Here is a 25,571-nt window from a genome sequence, read left to right on the forward strand (position 1 = left end):
CCCATGCTCGTAGACTCCCATTGCCACCTTGACCGTCTTGACCTCAGTGCCCATCAGGGCTCGCTCGATGCTGCGCTGCAGGCGGCGCGTGATCGCGGGGTGGGGCATTTCCTGTGCATCGGCGTCAGTGCCGAAAACGCCGGCGCGGTAAAGGCGTTGAGCGAGCAGTACGCGGATGTCGACTGCTCGGTCGGTGTACACCCGCTGGACCTGGCGCCGGGCGAAACCCCGGCGCTGGAATGGCTACTGCGCGAACTGGCCCACCCGCATGTGGTGGCCATTGGCGAAACCGGGCTGGATTACCACTACGAGCCAGAAGCCGCTGAATTGCAGCAGGCCTCGTTCCGCCTGCACCTGGAGGCTTCGCGGCAGACCGGCAAGCCAGTGATCGTGCATACCCGGGCGGCGCGTGCCGATACCCTGGCACTGCTGCGCGAGGCCAATCTGCCGCAGGCTGGCGTGCTGCACTGCTTTACCGAAGACTGGGACATGGCCAAGGCGGCGCTGGACCTGGGCTATTACATATCGCTGTCTGGCATCGTTACCTTCCGCAATGCCGATGCCCTGCGGGAGGTGGCGCGGCAAGTGCCGGTCGACCGTTTGTTAGTAGAGACCGATTCGCCGTACCTGGCGCCAATTCCGTATCGCGGCAAGCCGAACCTGCCGCAATATGTACGGGAAGTGGCGGAGTATGTGGCTTCGCTGCGCGGGGCCAGTTATGGGCAATTGGCTGAGCAGACAACGGCTAACTTCAAGCGGTTGTTTCCGTTGGCGCGGGTGGGTTGATTCATTGGCGTTGAAGGTTGTGTGAGGGCCATGAGGTGCCTGCCACAACAAATTCAGCGCCTGTGAGATCGAACACCTTCGCCCCGCATACCATCCCCAAAACCCCACCTCCAACGCATATCCGCCGCAAACACACAAAAAAAACCCGGGTTCTGGGGGAGGAATCCGGGTTAAGACCATTAGGAGTAAAACAAAGGTACGCGGTCCCTGAGCACCTTTATCGGCGCGCCGCTAGGGGGGATGCGCCGCGCCAACACTTCTAGTATTGGCCAGGTTTGGCGGCCTGCCAGTGGCTATTGGTCGTTTTTTAAACAGATTTGGAATACGCCCGCGTCTGGTTCCTCCCGCAGCGTATGGTCGAGAGCATTCTGAAACACAGCCATGCTCGGAAGATCCGTGCAATTTCCCGCAAGTTAGGCATAATAAACCGCTTCGATTGTCATCCAGTCCTTCCCATGCAGAAAGAACCTCGTAAGGTCCGTGAGTTTCGCCGTCGCGAACAGGAAATCCTCGATACCGCGCTCAAGCTGTTTCTCGAGCAAGGTGAAGACAGCGTCACCGTCGAGATGATCGCCGACGCCGTGGGCATCGGCAAAGGCACGATCTACAAGCACTTCAAGTCCAAGGCCGAAATCTACCTGCGCCTGATGCTCGACTACGAGCGCGACCTGAACGGGTTGCTGCACTCGGCCGACGTCGACCGTGACAAAGAGGCCCTGTCGCGTGCCTATTTCGAATTCCGCATGCGTGACCCTCAGCGTTACCGGCTGTTCGACCGCCTGGAAGAGAAGGTGGTCAAGGGCAACCAGGTGCCGGAAATGGTCGAACAGTTGCACAGCATCCGTGCCTCCAACTTCGACCGCCTCACCCAGCTGATCAAGGGCCGCATCAGCGAGGGCAAGCTCGAAGACGTGCCTCCTTACTTCCATTACTGCGCCGCCTGGGCACTGGTGCATGGTGCCGTTGCGCTGTACCACTCACCGTTCTGGAGCAATGTGCTGGAAGATCAGGAAGGCTTCTTCCAGTTCCTGATGGACATCGGCGTGCGCATGGGCAACAAGCGCAAGCGCGACCCGGAGCCGTCCCACTGAGCTACGCCCCACCGGCTATGTGTACAGGGCTTGCAAAAACCTGATTTATGAGTCAGCTTTTGCCGGCCCTTCTATCCATGCCGGAGTCATCCATGATCGTCGATCGTCAAGGCAGGCGGTTTCGTAACCTGCGTGTCAGCCTGACGGCTGCCTGCAATTACGCCTGTACCTATTGCGTGCCCGACGGCAAGCGCCTGGTGGCGGCGCAGGATGAGCTTTCGGCAGACGCACTGGCGCGTGGCGTGGCCTACCTGATTGAAGCAGCCGGCATCGAGCGCTTGCGTATCACCGGTGGTGAACCGCTGGTCAGTCCGCGCCTGGATCCCTTTCTCGCCGCGGTGGCCAAGCTCGGCCTCGAGGATATTTCGCTGACTACCAATGGTCAGCTGCTAGGCCGTAAGTTGCCGCAATTGCAGGCAGCCGGAATTCGCCGGCTGAATGTTTCGCTCGACACCCTGGATCCGTTGACGTTTCGCCAGATCGCCCGCGGCGGCGACCTGGCCACGGTGCTGGCGGCGATGGAGCGGGCTCGCGCCATGGGCATGCAGATCAAAGTGAACATGGTGCCGATGCGCGGGCAAAACCTCGACCAGGTGCTGCCGTTGCTGGATTACTGCATGGCGCGGGGCTTTGAGTTGCGTTTCATCGAACTGATGCGCATGGGCCACCTGGCGCGTGATCACTCTGCTTTCCTGCGGCAATTCGTCAGCCTCGATGACCTGCTCACGCTGATCGGCGGTCAGCATGCCCTCGCCCGTGTCGCTGCGCCGGTGGACGCCACCGCCATGCGCTATCAGATCCCCGGCAAGGGGCACTTCGGCGTCATCGCCAATGAGAGCGTGCCGTTCTGCCGCACGTGCTCGCGGCTACGGCTGTCGTCCACAGGTTGGCTGCATGGCTGCCTGTCGTCGGGCAATCGTCATTTCGTTGGCGACCTTCTGGAGAAACCACGTCACCAAGCCTTGCCGGCGCTGCAGCGGTTACTGGTCAAGGCGCTGGCAGACAAACAGGCATTGGCGTTTTCCGGCGGCGTGACGGTGATGAAGGTAATCGGCGGCTGAAGCTGGCGCAAAAGCTGCATCCGCCGGCTATTCGCCGGTTTTTCGTCGCCGGTCACTGGAGGAAAGATGCGTAGCCTGGTCTTGCTGCTGGCGCTGATGGCGTTGGGCGGTTGCATGAATGTCAGCGATATGGGCGAGGGCGTCCGCTATCACATGAGCGACGCAGGGCTGCTGGACCATAGCGAAACCCGGCGCACGCTGTCGATTCGCCTGCAGCCCGACTCGTTCATCTTCATAGGGCAGGGCGCATTCGTGCCGCCTGGCAAGGGCCCGGTACCCCGGCAGAATGCAGTGGCCGAGCAGGCGTTCAAGAGTTTCGTCGAGTATTTCCCGCTGGTACGCCGCGCCCAAGGCCCGCTGGGCCTGGAAGAGGCCATTGCGCAGGCCCGTTCGGTCGGTGCCGACTATGTGCTGTATACCCGCTTCGCCCGCACCGACGACCGCATCGGCAATGGTGACGAGTGGTACGACGAGCAAGCCGTCGACCGCCTGGGCTGGGACAGCGGCGTGGTGCAGATGATGCTGATCGAAACCAATACCCGTTACCTGATCGATACCGCTCGCATCAAGAGCCGTGGCGGTTTGTTGACGTTCCACGACAAAACCCCCGAGGATTTGCTTGCCGCACCGATGCGCGAGTACGCTCGTAGCCTTCTGGGCATGAGTGAGTGAGGCGAGTGTGATGAGCGACACCGGTAAGGCCAACGACCTGCTGGCGCAGATCCCCAAGGCCAAGGGCCTGCCACCGGTCCACCTGTGGAACCCCGATTTCTGCGGTGACATCGACATGCGTATCGCCCGCGATGGCACCTGGTATTACCTGGGCACGCCCATCGGCCGCAAACCGATGGTGCGGCTGTTCTCGAACATCCTGCGCCGCGATGGTGACGATTACTTCCTGATTACCCCGGTGGAAAAGGTGGGCATCCAGGTAGACGATGCGCCGTTCGTGGCAGTGGCGCTGGAGGTGCAAGGGCAGGGCGAGCAGCAGGTGCTGCGCTTTACCAGCAATGTCGAGGATCAGGTCGAGGCCGGCCCGGCCAATCCGCTACGGGTAGTCACCGATCCGGTGACGCAAGAGCCGTCGCCGTACGTGCTGATGCGCAGCAACCTCGAGGCATTGATACACCGTAATGTGTTCTACCAGATGGTGGAGTTGGCGGTGCCGCGCGAGATCGACGGTGAGCAATGGCTGGGCGTTTGGAGCGGTGGCGAGTTCTACCCGATTGGGCGCAGCAGCTGATTGCATTGTGCGTGCGTCGCCGGCTTCGCAGCAAACGAAAAAGCCCCCGGCTGCTTTCACAGCCGGGGGCTTTTTCAATGTTTGGCTCCGCGACCTGGACTCGAACCAGGGACCCAATGATTAACAGTCATTTGCTCTACCGACTGAGCTATCGCGGAATCTGCGCACATCATACTGATCGCCAGGGGGAAGTCAAGCCACCCCCTGCCAAATCAAGCAGTTACAACACTTGCACGATCGCCTTGGTGACGACATGGATGTTGCTCTGGTTCAGCGCAGCCACAGCGATGCGGCCAGTGTCCAGCGCATAGATGCCAAAGTCGTTCTTCAACCGGGCGACCTGCTCTACGCTCAGGCCCGAGTAGGAGAACATGCCGACCTGGCGACCGACGAAGCTGAAATCGCGGTTGGCACCGTATTCGGCCAACAGCGCGACCATCTGCTTGCGCATGCCGTGGATGCGTTCGCGCATTTCGGCCAGTTCGGTTTCCCACATCTGGCGCAGCTCGGCGCTGTTCAGCACGGTAGCGACGATGGTTGCGCCGTGGGTGGGCGGGTTGGAATAGGTGGTGCGGATCACGCGCTTGACCTGCGACAGCACGCGGGTGCTTTCGTCTTTGGAGGCGGTAACCACCGACAGCGCACCCACGCGCTCGCCGTACAGCGAGAACGACTTGGAGAATGAGCTGGATACGAAGAACTCCAGGCCCGACTCGGCGAACAGGCGGACCGCGAAGGCGTCTTCGGCAATGCCGTCACCAAAGCCTTGGTAGGCCATGTCGAGGAACGGCACGTGGCCTTTGGCCTCGACCACTTCCAGCACGTTTTTCCAGTCGTCCAGGCTCAGGTCGACGCCCGTCGGGTTGTGACAGCAGGCGTGCAGCACCACGATCGAGCCGGAGGGCAGGGCGTTGAGGTCTTCGAGCATGCCGGCGCGGTTGACGTCGTTGCTCGGGGCGTCGTAGTAGCGGTAGGTCTGCACCGGGAAACCGGCCGACTCGAACAGGGCGCGGTGGTTTTCCCAGCTTGGGTCGCTGATGGCCACCACGGCGTTTGGCGAGATCCGCTTGAGGAAGTCGGCACCGATTTTCAGTGCGCCAGTACCACCGACGGCCTGCACGGTGACCACGCGGCCGGCGGCCAGCAGTGGCGATTCGGCACCGAACAGCAGCTTTTGCACGGCCTGGTCGTAGGTGGCGATACCATCGATCGGCAGGTAGCCGCGCGAGGCATGCTGGGCTGCACGCTGGGTCTCGGCTTCGATCACGGCGCGCAGCAGCGGAATGCGGCCTTCCTCATTGCAGTACACGCCAACACCCAGGTTGACCTTGTCGGTACGTGGGTCGGCATTGAATGCTTCGTTGAGGCCCAGGATAGGGTCGCGGGGTGCCAGCTCGACAGCGGAAAACAGGCTCATTGTTACTTCGGCTCTGATTGGAGAGTGATAGGGCGTACACGCTCCAGCCGAATGCACTGAAGCGGTGCACAAACGGGGAGTCAGTATAGTGATACCGACCGGTGACCGCGACACTCTGGCGCGGCTTTTCCGGGTATTTGCGCAAATATTTTTTGACCATCGGTCTGATTGCCCGGTCAACCGTAATACCTGGTTGTGGCTGTGCCTTGAAAGCCCCCCCTTGCGGGCGCATTTGGGTATAGACTACTGGCTAAATTTACAGTTGCTGCAGCACCGCGAGGTCCGTCATGTCCGAGTTCCAGCTCGTTACCCGTTTCCAGCCTGCCGGCGACCAGCCCGAGGCGATCCGCCAGATGGTCGAGGGCATCGAGGCCGGGCTGTCGCACCAGACGCTGCTGGGGGTGACCGGTTCGGGCAAGACGTTCAGCATTGCCAACGTGATCCAGCAGGTTCAGCGCCCGACCCTGGTGCTGGCGCCGAACAAGACCCTGGCCGCGCAGCTGTACGGTGAGTTCAAGGCGTTTTTCCCCAATAACGCGGTGGAGTACTTCGTCTCCTACTACGACTATTACCAGCCGGAAGCCTATGTACCGTCGTCGGACACCTTCATCGAGAAGGATGCATCGATCAACGACCATATCGAGCAGATGCGCCTCTCGGCGACCAAGGCGCTGCTGGAGCGCCGCGATGCGATCATCGTCACCACCGTGTCGTGCATCTACGGCCTGGGCAGCCCCGAGACCTACCTGAAAATGGTCCTGCACGTGGACCGCGGCGACAAGCTCGACCAGCGCGCGCTGCTGCGCCGCCTGGCCGACCTGCAGTACACCCGCAACGAGATGGACTTTGCCCGCGCCACCTTCCGTGTAAGGGGGGATGTGATCGACATTTTCCCCGCAGAATCGGACCTGGAGGCCATCCGCGTCGAGCTGTTCGACGACGAGGTGGAGAACATCGCGGCGTTCGACCCGCTGACCGGCGAGGTCTTCCGCAAGCTGCCGCGGTTCACCTTCTACCCCAAAAGCCACTACGTCACCCCGCGGGAAACCCTGCTGGACGCCGTGGAGGGCATCAAGGCGGAGCTCAAGGACCGCCTGGAGTACCTGCACAAGGCCAACAAGCTGGTCGAAGCCCAGCGCCTGGAGCAGCGCACCCGGTTCGACCTGGAGATGATCCTGGAGCTGGGCTACTGCAATGGCATCGAAAACTACTCGCGTTACTTGTCTGGCCGCCCGGCGGGTGCACCGCCGCCAACGCTGTACGACTACCTGCCGCCTGATGCGCTGCTGGTAATCGACGAATCCCATGTCAGCGTGCCGCAGGTGGGGGCCATGTACAAAGGCGACCGTTCGCGCAAGGAAATCCTGGTCGAGTATGGCTTCCGCCTGCCGTCGGCACTGGACAACCGGCCCATGCGCTTCGATGAATGGGAGAGTGTCAGCCCACAGACCATCTTCGTTTCCGCCACCCCGGGGCCTTATGAGGCCGAGCATGCCGGGCGGGTGGTGGAGCAGGTGGTGCGCCCCACCGGGCTGGTCGACCCGCAGGTCGAAATTCGCCCGGCACTGACCCAGGTCGACGACCTGCTGTCGGAGATCCGCAAGCGGGTGGCTGCCGGCGAACGGGTGCTGGCCACCACCTTGACCAAGCGCATGGCAGAAGACCTCAGCGACTACCTGGCCGATCACGATGTGCGAGTGCGCTACCTGCACTCGGACATCGACACGGTGGAGCGGGTGGAGATCATCCGTGACTTGCGCCTGGGTACCTTTGACGTGCTGGTGGGGATCAACCTGCTGCGTGAGGGCCTGGACATGCCCGAGGTGTCCCTGGTGGCGATCCTCGATGCCGACAAGGAAGGCTTCCTGCGCTCGGAGCGGTCGCTGATCCAGACCATCGGCCGTGCGGCGCGTAACCTCAATGGCCGGGCCATCCTGTACGCCGACAACATCACTGGCTCTATGCAGCGGGCGATCGATGAAACCGAGCGCCGCCGCGAGAAGCAGATCGCCTTCAACGAAGCCAACGGCATCGTGCCCAAGGGCGTGATCAAGGACATTACCGACATCATGGAGGGCGCCACCGTACCGGGTGCGCGCAGCAAGAAGCGCAAGGGCATGGCCAAGGCCGCGGAGGAGAGCGCCCGTTACGAGGCCGAACTGCGCACGCCTGGGGAGATCACCAAGCGTATCAAGCAGTTGGAGGAGAAGATGATGCAGTTCGCCCGCGACCTGGAGTTCGAAGCCGCTGCGCAGTTGCGTGACGAGATCACCAAGCTGCGCGAGCGGTTGATCACCAGCTGAAGGCTGGCGCCGGCCCTGTGGGTGCATCGTAACAAGCTCAATGGGCCTCGCCAGCTTTCAAGCCCTGGGGCAATTTGCGGGTCAGCAGCACCGCCACCATGCTTACCGCCAAACCAATCCCGACGAAGTGGAAGGCGTCGTTGTAAGCCATGATCAGCGCCTGCTGGTGGGTGATCTCGCTCAGCTTGCCCAGCGCCGCATTGTCACTCCCCAGGCGCTCCGTCAGTTGCGCCAGGCGCTCGGCCACTTGGGGGTTGGTGGGCACCACGGCCTCACGCAGGTAATCGAAATACACCTTGGTGCGCGCGTCCAGCAGTGTAGCCAGCAAGGCAATGCCAATGGCGCCGCCGAGGTTGCGCAGGATATTGAACAGGCTCGACGCAGACCCTGCGTCCTGCGGCTGAATATAGGCGGTGGCGATCAGCGAGATGGTGACCATGATCATCGGCTGGCCCAGTGCGCGAATGATCTGCACATGGTTGAACTGCGGCCCGGCAAAGTCAGGGGTCAGGACCCCCGAGCCGAAACTGGCAGCGCCGAACAGGCAGAAGCCCAGCGCACACAGCACCTTGGGCGATACCACCTTCATCAGCTGCGGCACCAGCGGAATCAGGAACAGCTGCGGAATACCCATCCACATGATCACTTCGCCAATCTGCAGGGCGTTGTAGCCCTGCACCTGGGTCAGGTACAGCGGCAGGAGGTAGATCGAGCCGTACAACCCGACCCCCATGCCCAGGCTGGCGATGCTCGACAGGCCGAAGTTACGGTTGCCGAGTATGCGCAGGTTGATCAGTGGGTGCGGCCTGGAAAACTGCAGGATGACGAAGGTGATGAGGCTGACCAGGGCGACGCTGCCCAGGGCCACGATCAAGTGCGATTCCAGCCAGTCCTTGCGGTGGCCTTCTTCCAGAAATACCTGCAGGCAGCCCAGGCCCAGGCCGAGTGTGAGGATGCCGGCATAGTCGGTGCTTTTCAGCAGGTCCCAGTGCGCCTCCTTTTTCTCCAGGCCGTACAGCAGGCCAGCGATCATCACCAGGCCCGGCGGGATGTTGATGTAGAAGATGTATTCCCAGCCCCAGTTCTCGGTCAGCCAGCCGCCCAGGGTGGGGCCGATCGACGGCGCGAAGGTGGCGGTCATGGCGAACATGGCCATGCCCTTGGCACGGTGGTGCTCCGGCAGTTTGGTCAAGGTCAGGGTGAATGCCAGCGGGATCAGCGCGCCGCCGGTAAAGCCTTGCAGGGCGCGGAACAGGATCATGCTTTCCAGGTTCCAGGCCATCGAGCACAGTAACGAAGACAGCAGGAACCCGGCCGAAACCCACACCGCCAGGCGCCGCGCCGACAGCAGCTGCACCAGCCAGGCCGTCAGCGGGATCATGATGATTTCCGCGACCAGGTACGAGGTGGAAATCCACGAGCCTTCTTCCAGGGTGGCCGACAGCGCGCCCTGGATGTCCTTGAGCGAAGAGTTGGTGATCTGGATGTCCAGCACCGCCATGAAGGCGCCGAGCATCACGCTCATCACGGCGATCCAGTCGCGGCGGCTGGGCTCCGCCGTTGGGCGCAGCAGTTGTTCAGCGGCCATCGTGGCCTTCGTCTTCGTTGCGCAGGTCCACGGTGGCAGTGACCGACATGCCCGGGCGAATACGCCCGTGCAGAGGGTTGTCGGCGCGGAAGGTGAGTTTTACCGGGATGCGCTGGACCACCTTGGTGAAGTTGCCGGTGGCGTTGTCCGGTGGCAGCAGGCTGAATTGCGCACCCGAGGCTGCGAACAGGCTGTCGACCCGGCCTTCGATCGGCGTATCGGGGTAGCTGTCGAACAGCAGTTCGGCGCGCTGGCCTGGCTGCATATGGCCAATCTGGGTTTCCTTGAAGTTGGCCTGCACCCAGATGTCTTCGTCAGGCACGATCGACAGCAAGTAAGCCCCGGCCTGCACCACCTGGCCATTACGGGCACTGCGCTGGCCGATGGTGCCGCTGATGGGCGCGCGGATCTCGCAGCGGGTGAGGTTCAACTCGGCCTGGGCCAGGTCGGCGCGGGCATTGGCGATCTGCGCATCGAGGCGCTTGAGCTCGGCATTCAGTGCGCTGACCTGCTGGCGCTGGCTTTGCAGGTCGGCACGGGCCTTGTCCACTTGCGACCCGGCAACATGGCTGTCGGCCGACAGGGTGGTGACCCGTTCTTCCGACACAAACCCTGGCTTGCGCAGTTTCTCGGCGCGGCTCAGGTCCAGCCGCGAGCGGTCGAACGTGGCCTGGTTGGCGGCCACCTGGGCCTGGCCGGCGGCAATCAGGCTGCTTTGCTGGGTAAGGCGGCTTTGCGCCTGGGCGTACTCGGCTTCGCGGGTGGCCAGTGCCGCACGGGCGCGCTCAAGGGCCAGCTCGAAATCGGCCGCCTCCAGGCGCACCAGCAGGTCGCCCTGGTTGACATGCTGGTTGTCTTCGACCGGCACGCTGTCGATGCGCGCGCCCAACTGGCTGGAGACACGGGTGATCTCGCCCTGTACGTAGGCGTTGTCGGTGCTTTCGTAGAAGCGCCCCTTGAAATACCAATGGGCCAGGAAAGCCAGGGCGATGATGGCCACCAGGGTGAAGAATATCGCCAGGCGGCGTTTGAGTTGGGCAGGCATGGGGGATTGTCGTTGCAGAAATGTAAATAAATTTAACAGCGGCAGATGGCCACTCGGCAAGTGACGTTCGCGCCATTGCTGGAGCCCGGTGCCCGCCACCTGCTAACATCCCGCCTTTGTTTCATCTTTCGTTCGAGACTCTCCATGACCACCGTACGCACGCGTATCGCGCCATCGCCTACCGGCGACCCTCATGTTGGCACTGCCTACATCGCCCTGTTCAACTACTGCTTCGCCAAGCAGCACGGCGGTGAGTTCATCCTGCGCATCGAAGACACCGACCAGTTGCGCTCCACGCGCGAGTCGGAGCAGCAGATCTTCGATGCCCTGCGCTGGCTCGGCATCGAATGGAACGAAGGCCCGGACGTTGGCGGCCCGCACGGCCCGTACCGGCAGAGCGAGCGTGGCGAGATCTACGCCCAGTACGCCAAGCAACTGGTCGACGCCGGCCACGCTTTCTACTGCTTCTGCACCGCCGAAGAGCTGGAACAGATGCGTGCCGAACAGCAAGCCCGCGGCGAAACACCGCGCTATGACGGCCGTGCCTTGCTGCTGAGCGACGAGGAAGTGCAGCGTCGCCTGGCCGCTGGCGAGCCGCACGTGATCCGCATGAAGGTGCCCAGCGAAGGCGTGTGCGTGGTGCCGGACATGCTGCGTGGCGATGTCGAAATCCCGTGGGATCGCATGGACATGCAGGTGCTGATGAAGAACGACGGCCTGCCCACGTACTTCCTGGCCAACGTGGTGGACGACCACCTGATGGGCATCACCCACGTGCTGCGCGGCGAAGAATGGCTGCCATCGGCACCCAAGCTGATCAAACTGTACGAGTATTTCGGCTGGGAGCAGCCCAAGCTGTGCTACATGCCGCTGTTGCGTAACCCCGACAAGTCCAAGTTGTCCAAGCGCAAGAACCCGACGTCGGTCACCTTCTACGAGCGCATGGGCTTCATGCCCGAAGCCATGCTCAACTACCTGGGCCGCATGGGCTGGTCGATGCCGGACGAGCGCGAGAAGTTCTCGCTGGCCGAGATGGTCGAGCACTTCGACCTGTCGCGCATCTCGCTGGGCGGCCCGATCTTCGATATCGAGAAGCTGTCCTGGCTCAACGGCCAGTGGCTGCGCGAGCTGCCGGTCGAGGAGTTCGCGGCGCGCCTGCAGAAGTGGGCGTTCAACAGCGATTACATGATGAAGATCGCCCCGCATGTGCAGGGCCGGGTGGAAACCTTCAGTCAGGTCGCCCCGCTGGGCGGTTTCTTCTTCGAAGGCGCGTTGAAGCTGGACGCCAAGCTGTTCGAAAGCAAGAAGTTGTCGGCCGACCAGGTGCGCCAGGTCATCCAGCTGATCCTGTGGAAGCTCGAAAGCCTGCGCCAGTGGGAAAAAGAGCGTATCACCGGCTGTATCCAGGCTGTGGTCGAGGCGCTGGAGCTGAAGCTGCGCGATGCCATGCCGCTGATGTTCGCGGCCATCACCGGCCAGGCCAGCTCGGTGTCGGTGCTGGACGCCATGGAAATCCTTGGCCCGGACCTGACCCGCTACCGCCTGCGCCAGGCCCTGGACCTGCTGGGTGGTGTGTCGAAGAAAGAAAACAAAGAGTGGGAAAAGCTGCTGGCCACCATCGCCTGAGGAAGGCCGCAGCCGAACCTTGTGGGAGCGGCCTTGTGTCGCGAAAGGACCGCAACGCGGTCCCACGATTTCAGCTTCAACGCAAATATCGCCGGGGCCGCGTTGCGGCCCTTTCGCGACACAAGGCCGCTCCCACAGGTTGATCGCAGGCCCTGGATGCTCAGGTTTGGGCAGGGCAGGGCGGTAAGTGATTGTTATCTGTGAAAAAATTTTTGATTATTTTTGAAAATTCGTTTGACAGCCCTGCAATCCGATCTTAATATGCGCCCCGTCCACAGCGATGAACGTAAACGAAGCGCCAGGCATCCAGCCAGCGGTTCGGTTCAAAGCGACATTGTGGGGCTATAGCTCAGCTGGGAGAGCGCCTGCATGGCATGCAGGAGGTCAGCGGTTCGATCCCGCTTAGCTCCACCAAATTCCGCTTAACAGCCCAGGCTGGTAAGCAAGACCGGGTCCAGCAACCGGGTCTTGAAGGTAAGAAGGTTCGTCCCCTTCGTCTAGTGGCCTAGGACACCGCCCTTTCACGGCGGTAACAGGGGTTCGAGTCCCCTAGGGGACGCCAGTTTTGCACAAGCGATGTTGTAGATGTCGCTGGGCCGCGAGGCTAAAAATCCGGGGCTATAGCTCAGCTGGGAGAGCGCCTGCATGGCATGCAGGAGGTCAGCGGTTCGATCCCGCTTAGCTCCACCAATTCTGCCAGGGTTCACGCGAGTGAATCTTTGCGAAGGTTACGTCCCCTTCGTCTAGTGGCCTAGGACACCGCCCTTTCACGGCGGTAACAGGGGTTCGAGTCCCCTAGGGGACGCCACTTTTCCTGCGTTTTGCAGGGCTTAAAAAGGCTCGTCGATTATTGATGAGCCTTTTGTTTCGGGGCTATAGCTCAGCTGGGAGAGCGCCTGCATGGCATGCAGGAGGTCAGCGGTTCGATCCCGCTTAGCTCCACCATTTATGCCAGGGTTCATGCAAATGAATCTTTGCGAAGGTTATGTCCCCTTCGTCTAGTGGCCTAGGACACCGCCCTTTCACGGCGGTAACAGGGGTTCGAGTCCCCTAGGGGACGCCAATTTTTTTACCCGCGTTTTGCGGGACTTTGAAGGCTCATTCGATTATTGAATGAGCCTTTTGTTTTTTCCCTTCCCCCGTTTTCCCTGTCATACCTGCTCTGGAATAGGGCCATGGCTTTTTGCCTGGCTAACGCATTCTGCAGGCTGCGCAGGGTGCATTGACCCTGGAGCATGGCGATGTCGCTGGACATTGACCCGCTCGCCGCTGCTAAATCGGCTTTTGCGCCAAGGAAGCGAACATGAGTTGGGACCTGCCAACACCCTTCGTCATCGACCTGCGCGTCGGCAGCGAGGACATCGATGGCCTCGGCCACGCCAACAATGCCGTCTACGTCACCTGGCTGGAGCGCTGTGCCTGGCGTCACTCCCAGCGCCTGGGCCTAGACCTTGCCGCGTATCGCCGGCTGGACCGTGCAATGGCTGTGGTGCGCCACGAAATCGATTACCTGGCGGCCGCCTACGAAGACGACGAATTGCAACTGGCCACCTGGATCATCGACTGGGATCAGCGCCTGCGCATGACCCGGCGTTTCCAACTCCAACGCCCGCGTGACGGTGTGACCCTGCTGCGAGCGCAGACCACCTTCGCCTGCATCGAGCTTTCCAGCGGCAAGCCCAGGCGCATGCCGGCAGAATTTCTCGACGGTTACGGGCCGGCGCTGATCGGTGCCTGAAACGCCGGGTTTTTTTGTTAGACTGCCGCCTTTTTCCGCCGAGACCCCGACATGCAAATTGCTCTGGCCCCCATGGAGGGGCTGGTCGACAACATCCTGCGCGACGTGTTGACCCGTGTGGGCGGCATAGACTGGTGCGTCACCGAGTTCATTCGGGTGTGCGACCGCCTGTTGCCGCCGGCTTCGTTCCACAAGCTGGCGCCCGAGCTGCGCCAGGGGGCGCTGACGGCTGCCGGGGTGCCCATGCGCGTGCAGCTGCTGGGGTCGGACCCGCTATGCCTGGCGGAAAACGCCGCACTGGCCTGTGAACTGGGCGCGCCGGTCATCGACCTGAACTTTGGCTGCCCGGCCAAGACAGTGAACAAGTCCCGCGGTGGCGCCGTGCTGCTCAAGGAGCCGGAGTTGCTCCATGCCATCGTGCATGCCGTGCGCCGCGCGGTGCCTGCGCATATCCCGGTAACCGCGAAGATGCGCCTGGGCTTCGATAGCCCGGCCGGCGCGCTGGATTGCGCCATGGCGCTGGCAGACGGCGGCTCGGCGCACCTCGTGGTGCATGCGCGGACCAAGGTCGAGGGCTACAAGCCGCCCGCCCATTGGGAGTGGGTGGCGCGGGTGCAGGACGTGGTCAAGGTGCCCGTGTTTGCCAATGGCGAGATCTGGACCGTGGACGACTGGCGGCGTTGCCGTGAGGTCAGTGGTGCCGAGGACATCATGCTTGGCCGTGGGCTGGTTTCGCGCCCTGACCTTGGCCTGCAGATAGCCGCGGCGCGGGATGGGCGTGATTACCAGCCGCTGGGCTGGCAGGACCTGCAGCCGCTGCTGCGCGAGTTCTGGCGCCAGGCCCAGGCCAAGCTGTCACCGCGTTATGCGCCCGGCCGACTTAAGCAGTGGCTGGCCATGCTGACCCGTAGTTACCCGGAGGCGGTGCTGCTGTTTGCCGAGTTGCGCCGCGAGGATGATTGTGCGCGGATCAGCCGGTTGCTGGGCTGTGAGGCGGTGGCCGAGGCCTGTGTTGCCTGAACGGCCATCGGCCCGTTTCCCCCCCAGCAGATTTTTTCAATTTACCCCCTTGAAAGCCTTTGTCTTGGCCCTATCTCTTGAGTACGCGATGCCGAATTCGGGTCGCGCAATGACTTACTTGCTGATACTCAGGAGTTTATGACCATGACTACCGCTTTCTCTCTTGCTCCACTGTTCCGTCATTCCGTTGGCTTCGACCGCTTCAATGACCTGTTCGAATCCGCGGCCCGTAATGAGGCTGGTAGCAGCTACCCGCCCTACAACGTGGAAAAGCATGGCGATGACCAATACCGTATCGTGGTTGCCGCAGCCGGTTTCCAGGAGCAGGACCTCGACCTGCAGGTCGAAAAGGGTGTCCTGACCGTTATCGGTGGCAAGCGTGACAATGGCGATGCTGAAGTGACCTACCTGCACCAGGGTATCGCGCAGCGCGCCTTCAAGCTGTCGTTCCGCTTGGCCGACCACATTGAAGTCAAGGCTGCCGGCCTGGCCAATGGTCTGCTCAGCATCGACCTGCTGCGCATCGTGCCTGAAGAAGCCAAGGCCAAGCGCATCCCGATCAACGGCGACAAGCCAGCGCTGAATTGATGGGATCGTTGTAAACAAGGGCATCTTTGGGTTAATGCCTGCGTTACTGGGGCTGCTTTGCAGCCCTTCGCGGGCACGCCCGCTCCCACAGGTGAATTCAAGAAGTGGGAGCGGGCGTGCCCGCGAAGGGTCGCAAAGCGGCCCCAAATGACTTAACTGACTGGCATTGACCTTCGGGTGCCCTTTTTTTGCCTGGCCCTGCGAAAGCGGCCACACCGGGGTTCCAGTCAGTAATCCGCCGGTGCTTCCAGCAGCATCTGCCGGAACTCCGCCAACGGCAAAGGCCGGCTATGCAGGTAGCCCTGGTACAGGTAGCACCCTAGCTGCTCGAGAAACTCCAGCTGCTCTGTGAGCTCGACCCCTTCGGCAATCACCGCCAGGTCCAGGCTGCGGGCCATGGCGACGATGGCACGGACGATCTCGGCATCGTTCGGGTCGACCGTCGCATCGCGCACGAAGCTCTGGTCGATCTTCAGTGCATCGACCGGCAAGCGCTTCAGGTACGTCAGCGACGAGTAGCCCGTGCCGAAGTCATCCATGGCGAAACTCACCCCATAGCGCTTGAGCTCGCGCATCTTGCTGATGGTGTCTTCCAGGTTCTGGATGACGATGCCCTCGGTAATTTCCAGCTTCAGCATCTTGCGTGGCAGGCGGTAGTCGTCGAGGCTGCGCAGTACCCGCCCCACGAAGTCGGCCTGGCGGAACTGCCGCGGGCTGATGTTCACGCACAGGCTGAAGTCGTCGGCGTCGATCAGGCCGTCCGTCAGCATGCGCGCGCAGGCGTCGCAGGCCTCGTCCAGGATCCAGCTCCCCACTTCCAGAATCAGCCCGCTTTCCTCCAGTACCTGGATGAACTGCGCGGGTGGCTGCTGGCCAAGTTGCGGGTGGTGCCAGCGCAGCAGCACCTCGGCACCGACGATGCGGTTGTCACGGGCATCCACCTGCGGTTGGAAGTGCAACGCCAGTTCGCCGCGGGCCAGGGCCAGGCGCAGGTCGTTCTCCATGCGCAGGCGTTCGCTGGCGGCCTTTTGCATGGTGGTGTGAAACAGCTGGGTAGTGTTGCGACCGGAATCCTTGGCCCGGTACAGAGCGATATCGGCGCGTTTGAGCAGGTCGGCCGGTGTGGCACCATGGTCGGGGATCAGCGCCACGCCGATGCTGGGCGTGACCTGCAGGCGCTGGCCATCCAGCGACATGGGCTCGGCCAGCAGCTCGCGTAGGGTGTCGGCCAGTTCGCGCACTTGTGCTTCCACCAATTCTCGGCTGCCTTCCAGACCACTGAGCAGCACCACGAACTCGTCGCCGCCCAGGCGCGCCACGGTGTCTTCCAGGCGCACGCTGGCTTCCAGGCGCGCGGTAATGATCTTCAGCACCGCGTCGCCCACCGGGTGGCCCAACGAGTCGTTGATGTGCTTGAAGTGGTCAAGGTCGAGGAACAGCAGCGCGCCGCGCAGGTTGTGGCGCTTGAGCAGGGCGATCTGCTGGCTGAGGCGGTCCATCAGCAGGGCGCGGTTGGGCAGGTTGGTCAGCGGGTCGTGGTAGGCCAGGTGCCGGATCTGCGCCTGGGCGTTCTTCAGCTGGCTGACGTCGCGGGCGGTCAGCAGCAGGCAGTCCACTTCATTGAGGGTGATCCGCTCGACCGACACCTCCACGGTCAGGATATCGCCGCGCTTGTTGCGCCCGAGCATCTCGCGGTGGTGAACCCGGCCGCGCTCGCGCAGTTCGGCGAGCAAGGCGCCGCGTTGCTTGTCATCGGCCCAGATGCCGATTTCGTACACCGTCTGGCCCACCACTTCCGCAGCGCTATAGCCGGTCAGGCGGCAGAAGCCATCGTTGACTTCCAGGTAACGGCCACTGTTGCATTCGGTGATGGTGATGGCGTCAGGGCTGGAGTGGAAGGCCTTGGCGAACTTTTCCTCGCTGGATTTCAGGGCCGCTTCGGCGCGTTGCTGTTGGGTGATGTCGCGCAGGGTGGTCACGCTGCAGGGCTGGTCGTCGACAGTAATCAGGCGGCTGGAGATCACGCACGTCAGGGGCGCCCCACTGCGGTGGTTGACGACCACGGCGACATTGCTCAGCGCCTGTTCGCGAATTACCCGTTCGATGCGTTGCGCACGCTCGATGGATTCGGCCCACAAGCCGATCTCCTCGGCAGTGCGGCCAAGCACTTGCTCGCTGCTCCAACCGAAGTTCTGGGTGAAGGCCGGGTTGATCTCGATGAACTGGCCAGTGTCCTGGCGAGTAACGCAGATGGGGTCAGGGCTGACCTGGAACAGGCTGGCGAACTTCTCCTCGGAGGCGCTCAGGCGCTGCTCGCGTTCGACCTGGTCGGTAATGTCGAGCAACGTGCCGGCCATGCGCAGCGGGTTGCCCTGGTCGTCCCGGTAAAGCCGGGCGCGGCTCTCGATGTAGCGCGAAACGCCGTTTTCCAGCTGCACCCGGTAGGTGATCTGGTAGTTGCCGGCAGGGCCTTCGCGCAGGCTGCGGTAGGCCTGGCGCATCGAGTTGCGCTCTTGTTCCGGTACACCCTCGAAGAAGGCGTCGAACGACTCGTGGAAAGGAATCGGCGGCAGGCCGTGCAACTGCGCGGCGCGGGCCGAGCCATAGAGCATGCCGCTGGGAATGTGCCAGTCCCAGGTGCCCAGCTGCGCCGAGTCCAGGGCCAGGTCCAGGCGCTCCTGGCTGTCTTTCAGGGCCTGCTCGGCGCGCTTGCGCTCGCTGGTGTCGACGAAGGTGCTGATCAGGAAGGTCACGCCTTCCAGTTCGATGCCCTGGGTGCAGAGAATGCCGTCGTGCACCTTGCCGCTGATGGCCCGGAACTGGACCTCCATGATCTGCGGGTCGCCGTTGGCGCGGGTCGACTCGATCACCTGCTGACGCTGCTCGGGGTTGACCCACAGGCCCAGCTCCAGGCTGGTCTTGCCGATGACCTGGCTGCCAGGCCAGCCGAACATGTCTTCGAAATGCTGGTTGACCTCGAAGATCATGCCGTCGTGGCGGCGGGAGAGCAAAATGGCGTTGGGGCTGAGGTGGAACAGCGTGGCGAAGCGCTTCTCCGAGTTGATCAATGCCGCTTCCCGCTCGCGCTGGCGGGTGATTTCACGCACCACCCCGATCATCTGTGGCCGGCCATGCTGGTCGTGGGTCAGGCTGCCGTTTATCTCCAGCCAGTGCAGGCTGCCGTCCGGCCAGCGGATGCGGTGGCGCATGGCGCGCTCCACCGGCTCGCCGTTGAAAATCGCCTGGAACACCTGGCGGGTACGGGCGCGGTCCTCTTCGGGCAGCAGGTCGAGGTAATCGGCATCGGCGGGCAGCGGGCGCTGGGGGTCGAAGCCGAACAGCGCCTGGGTACCGCGTGACCAGCTGACACGGCCGCTTTCGATATCCCATAGCCAGGCACCCAGGCGTGCGCCGTTGAGCGCGGCCAGCAATTGTGGGGCGTTCTGCCAGGCCTGCTCGGATTCCTGCGGGTCGGCCGCAGGTATTCGCGGCAGGCGCAAAAAGCGGTTCACTGTTTTGGGCATCGGTACCAGACCTTTGGCGTAAGACGCGTCCTTGGAGTTGGAAATACCGGGCTGACGGCCGCTCAGGCGGGCCCTGCGTGGCTGTCGAGCAACGCCATGAACGCCCTGGCCGCGTTCGACAGCGTACGCTCCGTGTGCAAAATGTAGCCTAGCTGGCGCGACAGCTGTATGCCGGGCAAGGCGATGGGTGCAACCTGTTCATCGAGCATGGTGCGCGGCAGCACGCTCCAGGCCAGGCCGATCGATACCATCATCTTGATGGTTTCCAGGTAGTTGGTGCTCATGGCGATGTTCGGCGTCAGGCCCTGGCTTTCGAACAGGCGCTGGACGATATGGTGGGTAAACGTGTTGCCACCGGGGAACACCGCCGGGTGGCGGGCGACATCGGCCAGGCTCACTGCCTGGTTGTTGGCCAGCGGGTGCTCGGGCGCCGCGACGAAATCCAGGGCGTCGTCCCACACCGGTACCGCCTTGACCAGGTGGTGCGGCTCGGGCGCCAGGGTGATCACGGCAATCTCGGCGCGGCCATGCAGAATCTCGTCGTAGGCCTGTTCTGAATCCATGAACTGAATATCCAGTGCTACTGCTGGGTATTGGCGGGTGAACGCCCGTAAAAGCGGGGGCAGGCGGTGCAGACCGATATGGTGGCTGGTGGCCAGGGTCAGCCGACCAGTCACCGCCCCGTTCAGGTTGGTCAGCGCCCGTCGGGTATCATCAAGGACGTTGAGGATCTGGTAAGCGCGGGGCAGCAGTGCCCGCCCGGCCTCGGTCAACGTCACTTCGCGCCCCAAACGGTCGAATAGGCGTACGTCCAGCTGCTGCTCCAGGCCCGCGATGCGCTTGCTGATGGCGGGCTGGGTTAGGAACAGGCGTTCCGCTGCCCCGGAAAAGCTGCCGCTTTCCGCAATGGCGATAAAGGCACTAAGGTTGGCCAGGTCCATGGTTTGGTATTCCTTTTGGCTATCCAAAGCATAAAAATTATGAATTTGAGTTATTCAATCTAACCCCATAGCATCGTCCATACAAGCCAAGGGGTTTTTGGCACAGAAAGACGCTGATGAGGAACAGTCTGATGGCTGGCAAAACGCTCTACGACAAACTCTGGGAAGCCCATGAGGTCAAGCGCCGTGATGACGGCTCGTCCCTGATCTACATCGATCGCCACATCATCCACGAAGTGACATCGCCCCAGGCCTTCGAAGGCCTGCGCCTGGCCAACCGCAAACCGTGGCGCATCGACGCCAACATCGCGACGCCGGACCACAACGTGCCAACCACGCCAGAGCGCAAGGGCGGTATCGAGGCCATCGTCGACCAGGTGTCGCGCCTGCAGGTGCAGACCCTCGACGAGAACTGCGACGAATACGGCATCGTCGAATTCAAGATGAACGACGAGCGCCAGGGCATCGTCCACGTCATCAGCCCGGAGCAAGGCGCCACCTTGCCGGGCATGACCGTGGTCTGCGGCGACTCGCACACCTCGACCCACGGCGCGTTTGGGGCCCTTGCCCACGGTATCGGCACCTCCGAGGTCGAGCACGTGCTCGCCACCCAGTGCCTGGTCGCCAAGAAAATGAAGAACATGCTGGTCCGGGTGGAAGGCGAGCTGCCGGCCGGCGTCACCGCCAAGGACATCGTCCTGGCCGTGATCGGCAAGATCGGCACCGCCGGTGGCAACGGCCACGCCATGGAATTCGCCGGCAGCGCCATTCGTGCGCTGTCGATGGAAGGCCGCATGACCATCTGCAACATGTCCATCGAAGCCGGTGCCCGCGTGGGCCTGGTGGCCACCGACGCCACTACCGTTGCCTACGTCGAAGGGCGCCCCTACGCGCCGAAGGGCGAGCAGTGGAAGCAGGCGGTCGAGGCGTGGAAAGACCTGGTGTCGGATGACGATGCGGTGTTCGACACCGTGGTCGAGCTGGATGCCAGCCAGATCAAGCCGCAAGTCAGCTGGGGCACTTCGCCCGAGATGGTCCTGGCCGTCGACCAGCGCGTACCGGACCCGGCCGCCGAAGCCGACCTGGTCAAGCGCGGCTCGATCGAGCGTGCCTTGAAGTACATGGGGCTGACGGCCAACCAGGCCATCACCGACATCAAGCTGGACCGCGTCTTCATCGGCTCGTGCACCAACTCGCGCATCGAAGACCTGCGCGCGGCGGCGGAAATCGCCAAGGGCCGCAAGGTGGCCGCCAGCGTCAAGCAAGCCATCGTCGTGCCGGGTTCGGGCCTGGTCAAAGCGCAGGCCGAACGTGAAGGCCTGGACAAGATCTTCCTCGAAGCCGGTTTCGAATGGCGTGAACCAGGCTGCTCGATGTGCCTGGCGATGAACCCGGACCGCTTGGAGAGCGGCGAGCATTGCGCGTCCACCTCCAACCGCAACTTCGAAGGCCGTCAGGGTGCCGGTGGGCGTACCCACCTGGTCAGCCCGGCCATGGCCGCCGCTGCCGCGGTAGCCGGTCATTTCATCGATGTTCGCGAGTTGATCCAAGGGAGCGCAGCATGAAAGCCTTTACCCAGCACACTGGCCTCGTCGCGCCGTTGGACCGTGCCAACGTCGACACCGACCAGATCATCCCCAAGCAGTTCCTCAAGTCGATCAAGCGCACCGGCTTTGGTCCGAACCTGTTCGACGAGTGGCGTTACCTGGACGTGGGCCAGCCTTACCAGGACAACAGCAAGCGCCCGGTCAACCAGGAGTTCGTGCTCAACTATCCACGCTACCAGGGTGCCAGTGTGCTGCTGGCGCGGGAAAACTTCGGTTGCGGCTCCAGCCGTGAGCACGCCCCCTGGGCGCTGGACGAGTATGGCTTCCGCAGCATCATTGCGCCGAGCTTCGCTGACATCTTCTTCAACAACAGCTTCAAGAACGGCTTGCTGCCAATCATCCTCAGCGATGAGGAAGTGGACGAGTTGTTCAAGCAGGTGGAAGCCAACCCGGGCTACCAGCTGACCATCGACTTGCAGGCCCAGGCGGTGACCCGCCCAGACGGCAAGGTGCTGCACTTCGAGATCGATGCCTTCCGCAAGCACTGCCTGCTCAACGGCCTGGACGATATCGGCCTGACCCTGCAGGACGGCGATGCGATCAAGGCCTTCGAAGGCAAGCACCGTGCTGCGCAGCCTTGGCTGTTCCGGGATGCCTGAATGATGTAGCCGGGTTCGCTGGCCTCATCGCCGGCAAGCCAGCGCCCACAGGGTTCCCACAACTTTCAGACTGTGGTGCTCCTGTGGGAGCTGGCTTGCCGGCGATAGCGCCCGTAGAGCCAACCCAGAACCAAAAGGATCGAGACATGACCAGCAGCCAACACACCGACGTGGTCCAACGCCAGTTCGGCGAACAAGCCAGTGCCTACCTCAGCAGCGCCGTACACGCCCAGGGCAGTGAATTTGCCTTGCTCCAGGCCGAACTGGCAGGGCAGGGCGCCGCCCGTGTGCTGGACCTGGGCTGCGGTGCCGGGCATGTCAGCTTCCACGTTGCGCCGCTGGTCGCCGAAGTGGTCGCCTACGACCTGTCGCAGGCCATGCTCGATGTGGTCGCCAGTGCCGCTGCCGAGCGCGGCCTGGGCAATATCATCACCGAACGCGGCGCGGCCGAACGCCTGCCGTTCGCCGATGCATCGTTCGACTTCGTTTTCAGCCGCTACTCGGCCCACCACTGGAGCGACCTGGGCCTGGCCTTGCGCGAAGTGCGCCGGGTGCTCAAGCCAGGCGGCGTGGCGGCGTTCATCGATGTGATGTCACCGGGCAGCCCGCTGCTCGACACCTACCTGCAAACGGTCGAAGTGCTGCGCGACACCAGCCACGTGCGCGATTATTCCGCCGCCGAATGGCAGCGCCAGGTCAGCGAAGCCGGTTTGCACGTGCGCAGCCACACCCGCCAGCCGCTGCGCCTGGAGTTTTCCAGCTGGGTCGAGCGCATGCGTACCCCCGAGCCGATGCGCGTGGCTATCCGCCAATTGCAGCAAGCCATGGGCGAAGAAGTACGGCAGTATTATCAGATCGACAGCGATGGCTCGTTCAGCAGCGATGTACTGGTGCTGTGGGCAGAGCGATAAGTTTTTTTCGGTGGGGCCCGCTTGGCCGCGCCGTGTGAATGGATAGAGGAAAGCATGAGCAAGCAGATTCTGATTCTCCCAGGTGACGGTATCGGGCCGGAAATCATGGCCGAAGCGGTCAAGGTGCTGGAGCTGGCCAACGACAAGTTCCAGCTCGGTTTCAGCCTGGCCCACGATGTGATCGGTGGCGCTGCCATCGACAAGCACGGCGTGCCCCTGGCCGACGAAACCCTGGAGCGTGCGCGCAAGGCCGACGCGGTCTTGCTGGGCGCGGTGGGCGGGCCGAAGTGGGACAAGATCGAGCGTGATATCCGCCCGGAGCGCGGCCTGCTGAAAATCCGTTCGCAACTGGGCCTGTTCGCCAACCTGCGCCCGGCCATCCTCTACCCGCAACTGGCCGACGCGTCTTCGCTCAAGCCCGAGATCGTTTCCGGCCTGGACATTCTCATCGTTCGTGAGCTGACCGGCGGTATCTACTTCGGTGCCCCACGCGGCCAGCGTGAACTGGAAGGTGGCGAGCGCCAGGCCTACGACACCCTGCCGTACAGCGAAAGCGAAGTGCGCCGCATTGCCCGTGTCGGTTTCGACATGGCCCGCGTGCGCGGCAAGAAACTGTGCTCGGTGGACAAGGCCAACGTGCTCGCTTCCAGCCAGCTGTGGCGCGAAGTGGTCGAAGACGTGGCCAAGGATTACCCGGATGTGGAACTGAGCCACATGTACGTGGACAACGCCGCCATGCAACTGGTGCGCGCCCCCAAGCAGTTCGACGTGATGGTGACCGACAACATGTTTGGTGACATTCTGTCGGATGAAGCTTCCATGCTGACCGGGTCCATCGGCATGCTGCCTTCGGCCTCGCTGGATGCCGACAACAAGGGCATGTACGAGCCTTGCCACGGCTCGGCCCCGGACATCGCCGGCCTGGGTATCGCCAACCCACTGGCGACCATTCTGTCGGTGTCGATGATGCTGCGTTACAGCTTCAATCAGTCGGCCGCCGCCGAGGCGATCGAGAAGGCCGTGAGCCTGGTTCTGGACCAGGGGCTGCGCACGGGCGACATCTTCTCGGAAGGCTGCACCAAAGTTGGTACGCAGGAAATGGGCGACGCAGTAGTCGCAGCCCTGCGGAATCTGTAATCTCTCTGGCCCGCCACCCCACATTCCTGGTGGCGGCCCACTTTTAGCAAAGGTGTAGTTGCGATGAAACGTGTAGGTCTGATCGGTTGGCGCGGTATGGTCGGTTCCGTGCTCATGCAGCGGATGCTGGAGGAGCAGGACTTCGACCTTATCGAGCCGGTGTTCTTCACCACCTCCAACGTGGGTGGCCAAGGCCCGAACGTGGGCAAGGATACAGCGCCGCTCAAGGACGCTTATTCGATTGAAGAACTCAAGACCCTCGACGTTATCCTGACCTGCCAGGGCGGCGACTACACCAACGAGGTCTTCCCCAAGCTGCGCGAAGCCGGCTGGCAGGGTTACTGGATCGACGCCGCCTCGTCCCTGCGCATGCAGGATGACGCGGTCATCATCCTCGACCCGGTCAACCGCAAGGTCATCGACCAGCAACTGGACGCCGGTACCAAGAACTACATCGGCGGCAACTGCACTGTCAGCCTGATGCTGATGGGCCTGGGTGGCCTGTTCGAAGCTGGCCTGGTCGAGTGGATGAGCGCCATGACCTACCAGGCAGCCTCGGGCGCTGGCGCACAGAACATGCGTGAGCTGATCAAGCAGATGGGCGCTACCCACGCGGCCGTCGCCGACGACCTGGCCAACCCGGCCAGCGCCATTCTCGACATCGACCGCAAGGTCGCCGAGGCCATGCGCAGCGAAGCGTTCCCGACCGAGAACTTCGGCGTACCGCTGGCTGGCAGCCTGATCCCGTGGATCGACAAGGAACTGCCGAACGGCCAAAGCCGTGAAGAGTGGAAGGCCCAGGCCGAAACCAACAAGATCCTCGGCCGCTTCAAGAGCCCGATCCCGGTCGATGGTATCTGCGTGCGCATCGGCGCCATGCGTTGCCACAGCCAGGCGTTGACCATCAAGCTGAACAAGGATGTGCCGATTGCCGATATCGAAGGCATGATCAGCCAGCACAACCCTTGGGTGAAACTGGTGCCTAACCAGCGTGAAATCAGCATGCAGGAGTTGTCGCCGACCAAGGTCACCGGCACCCTGAACATTCCGGTTGGCCGCCTGCGCAAGCTGAACATGGGCTCGCAGTACCTGGGCGCATTCACCGTGGGTGACCAGCTGCTGTGGGGCGCTGCCGAGCCGCTGCGCCGCATGCTGCGGATTCTGCTGGAGCGTTGATCGTTCTGGTTCGTCCGAAAACCCGTGCTGGCAACAGCACGGGTTTTTTGTTGTGCGCCAGGCATGGCGCGTTGCGCGTTAGCGCAACCCGTTTGGTTGCGGTAGCCGAGCGGGTGACTTGGAGGTGAAAGTCCTCTACACACCCGGCAAGGGGAAGTGTTAGCCAGAGG

General features: G+C 62.6%; 20 protein-coding genes and 7 tRNA genes. 21 read left to right on the plus strand and 6 right to left on the minus strand.

The window, feature by feature from the left end; all coding sequences use genetic code 11:
* Nucleotides 1-3: 3 nt before the first annotated feature.
* From DMX12_RS24670 to DMX12_RS24690, 5 genes are all read left to right on the plus strand, one after another.
* Nucleotides 4-786, plus strand: a complete 783-nt coding sequence (locus tag DMX12_RS24670; RefSeq protein ID WP_009685057.1) for a TatD family hydrolase — start codon at nt 4-6, stop codon at nt 784-786.
* A 455-nt stretch (nt 787-1,241) separates the two neighbouring features.
* Nucleotides 1,242-1,877 (plus strand): TetR/AcrR family transcriptional regulator, encoded by a 636-nt coding sequence (locus DMX12_RS24675; protein WP_009685056.1) that lies wholly within the window; start codon nt 1,242-1,244, stop codon nt 1,875-1,877.
* A gap of 92 nt (nt 1,878-1,969) precedes the next feature.
* Nucleotides 1,970-2,938 (plus strand): GTP 3',8-cyclase MoaA, encoded by a 969-nt coding sequence (locus DMX12_RS24680; RefSeq protein ID WP_110679708.1) that lies wholly within the window; start codon nt 1,970-1,972, stop codon nt 2,936-2,938.
* A 66-nt stretch (nt 2,939-3,004) separates the two neighbouring features.
* Nucleotides 3,005-3,610, plus strand: coding sequence for a DUF4823 domain-containing protein (locus tag DMX12_RS24685; RefSeq protein ID WP_009685054.1), 606 nt, complete (start codon nt 3,005-3,007; stop codon nt 3,608-3,610).
* Between the two features lie 10 nt (nt 3,611-3,620).
* On the plus strand, nt 3,621-4,181 hold the full coding sequence (locus tag DMX12_RS24690) for a DUF1285 domain-containing protein (protein ID WP_110679709.1): 561 nt from the start codon (nt 3,621-3,623) through the stop codon (nt 4,179-4,181).
* A gap of 82 nt (nt 4,182-4,263) precedes the next feature.
* Here the strand turns inward: DMX12_RS24690 and DMX12_RS24695 are convergent.
* Nucleotides 4,264-4,339 (minus strand) — tRNA-Asn (locus DMX12_RS24695).
* A 62-nt stretch (nt 4,340-4,401) separates the two neighbouring features.
* Nucleotides 4,402-5,598 carry an amino acid aminotransferase gene (locus DMX12_RS24700; RefSeq protein WP_110679710.1) on the minus strand — a complete coding sequence of 399 codons (1,197 nt, stop codon included), beginning with the start codon at nt 5,596-5,598 and terminating at the stop codon, nt 4,402-4,404.
* 287 nt (nt 5,599-5,885) lie between these two features.
* On the opposite strand from DMX12_RS24700, the gene uvrB reads away from it, so the two are divergent.
* The gene (gene uvrB, locus DMX12_RS24705; RefSeq protein WP_110679711.1) at nt 5,886-7,901 is read left to right on the plus strand and encodes an excinuclease ABC subunit UvrB; all 2,016 of its coding nucleotides are present in this window, start codon (nt 5,886-5,888) and stop codon (nt 7,899-7,901) included.
* A 37-nt stretch (nt 7,902-7,938) separates the two neighbouring features.
* On the opposite strand, the gene DMX12_RS24710 is transcribed toward uvrB, so the two are convergent.
* Both DMX12_RS24710 and DMX12_RS24715 read right to left on the minus strand, forming a co-directional pair.
* A complete protein-coding gene (locus DMX12_RS24710) occupies nt 7,939-9,429 on the minus strand; it encodes an MDR family MFS transporter (RefSeq protein WP_177411287.1) in 1,491 nt (496 codons plus the stop codon).
* 49 nt (nt 9,430-9,478) lie between these two features.
* Complete coding sequence (locus tag DMX12_RS24715; protein WP_009685049.1) at nt 9,479-10,534, minus strand: HlyD family secretion protein; 1,056 nt, start codon at nt 10,532-10,534, stop codon at nt 9,479-9,481.
* A 144-nt stretch (nt 10,535-10,678) separates the two neighbouring features.
* On the opposite strand from DMX12_RS24715, the gene gltX reads away from it, so the two are divergent.
* From gltX to DMX12_RS24770, 10 genes are all read left to right on the plus strand, one after another.
* Nucleotides 10,679-12,160 (plus strand): glutamate--tRNA ligase, encoded by a 1,482-nt coding sequence (gene gltX / locus DMX12_RS24720; protein WP_009685048.1) that lies wholly within the window; start codon nt 10,679-10,681, stop codon nt 12,158-12,160.
* A gap of 338 nt (nt 12,161-12,498) precedes the next feature.
* A tRNA-Ala gene (locus DMX12_RS24730) sits at nt 12,499-12,574 on the plus strand.
* Between the two features lie 72 nt (nt 12,575-12,646).
* Nucleotides 12,647-12,722: transfer RNA gene (locus tag DMX12_RS24735), tRNA-Glu, on the plus strand.
* 52 nt (nt 12,723-12,774) lie between these two features.
* Nucleotides 12,775-12,850: transfer RNA gene (locus tag DMX12_RS24740), tRNA-Ala, on the plus strand.
* A 42-nt stretch (nt 12,851-12,892) separates the two neighbouring features.
* Nucleotides 12,893-12,968 (plus strand) — tRNA-Glu (locus DMX12_RS24745).
* A 61-nt stretch (nt 12,969-13,029) separates the two neighbouring features.
* Nucleotides 13,030-13,105: transfer RNA gene (locus DMX12_RS24750), tRNA-Ala, on the plus strand.
* A 42-nt stretch (nt 13,106-13,147) separates the two neighbouring features.
* A tRNA-Glu gene (locus DMX12_RS24755) sits at nt 13,148-13,223 on the plus strand.
* A gap of 240 nt (nt 13,224-13,463) precedes the next feature.
* Nucleotides 13,464-13,898 carry a thioesterase family protein gene (locus tag DMX12_RS24760; RefSeq protein ID WP_009685047.1) on the plus strand — a complete coding sequence of 145 codons (435 nt, stop codon included), beginning with the start codon at nt 13,464-13,466 and terminating at the stop codon, nt 13,896-13,898.
* Between the two features lie 51 nt (nt 13,899-13,949).
* Nucleotides 13,950-14,918: a tRNA-dihydrouridine synthase gene (locus tag DMX12_RS24765; RefSeq protein WP_009685046.1), complete on the plus strand. Its 969-nt coding sequence runs from the start codon at nt 13,950-13,952 to the stop codon at nt 14,916-14,918.
* Between the two features lie 144 nt (nt 14,919-15,062).
* Complete coding sequence (locus DMX12_RS24770; protein ID WP_009685045.1) at nt 15,063-15,506, plus strand: Hsp20 family protein; 444 nt, start codon at nt 15,063-15,065, stop codon at nt 15,504-15,506.
* Between the two features lie 227 nt (nt 15,507-15,733).
* Here the strand turns inward: DMX12_RS24770 and DMX12_RS24780 are convergent, their stop codons facing one another.
* The gene (locus DMX12_RS24780) at nt 15,734-19,030 is read right to left on the minus strand and encodes a PAS domain S-box protein (protein WP_009681667.1); all 3,297 of its coding nucleotides are present in this window, start codon (nt 19,028-19,030) and stop codon (nt 15,734-15,736) included.
* Between the two features lie 62 nt (nt 19,031-19,092).
* Nucleotides 19,093-19,971: a LysR family transcriptional regulator gene (locus DMX12_RS24785; RefSeq protein ID WP_110679714.1), complete on the minus strand. Its 879-nt coding sequence runs from the start codon at nt 19,969-19,971 to the stop codon at nt 19,093-19,095.
* A gap of 131 nt (nt 19,972-20,102) precedes the next feature.
* Here DMX12_RS24785 and leuC point away from each other — a divergent pair, with 131 nt between their 5' ends.
* The 5 genes from leuC to asd all read left to right on the plus strand — a co-directional run bounded on the left by leuC (nt 20,103) and on the right by asd (nt 25,401).
* A complete protein-coding gene (gene leuC / locus DMX12_RS24790) occupies nt 20,103-21,536 on the plus strand; it encodes a 3-isopropylmalate dehydratase large subunit (RefSeq protein ID WP_009681665.1) in 1,434 nt (477 codons plus the stop codon).
* Entirely contained in the window at nt 21,533-22,177 is a 645-nt protein-coding gene (gene leuD, locus DMX12_RS24795) for a 3-isopropylmalate dehydratase small subunit (RefSeq protein WP_110679715.1), read from the plus strand. Before leuC ends, leuD begins: the two co-directional genes overlap by 4 nt.
* 146 nt (nt 22,178-22,323) lie before the next feature.
* The gene (locus tag DMX12_RS24805) at nt 22,324-23,088 is read left to right on the plus strand and encodes a class I SAM-dependent methyltransferase (protein ID WP_009681663.1); all 765 of its coding nucleotides are present in this window, start codon (nt 22,324-22,326) and stop codon (nt 23,086-23,088) included.
* Nucleotides 23,089-23,142: 54 nt separating this feature from the next.
* Nucleotides 23,143-24,225: a 3-isopropylmalate dehydrogenase gene (gene leuB / locus DMX12_RS24810; protein WP_009681662.1), complete on the plus strand. Its 1,083-nt coding sequence runs from the start codon at nt 23,143-23,145 to the stop codon at nt 24,223-24,225.
* A gap of 63 nt (nt 24,226-24,288) precedes the next feature.
* A complete protein-coding gene (asd, locus tag DMX12_RS24815; RefSeq protein WP_029887368.1) occupies nt 24,289-25,401 on the plus strand; it encodes an aspartate-semialdehyde dehydrogenase in 1,113 nt (370 codons plus the stop codon).
* Nucleotides 25,402-25,571: the final 170 nt, after the last annotated feature.

The sequence above is a fragment of the Pseudomonas sp. MB-090624 genome, from assembly GCF_003205245.1.
Classification (GTDB): Bacteria; Pseudomonadota; Gammaproteobacteria; order Pseudomonadales; family Pseudomonadaceae; genus Aquipseudomonas; species Aquipseudomonas juntendi.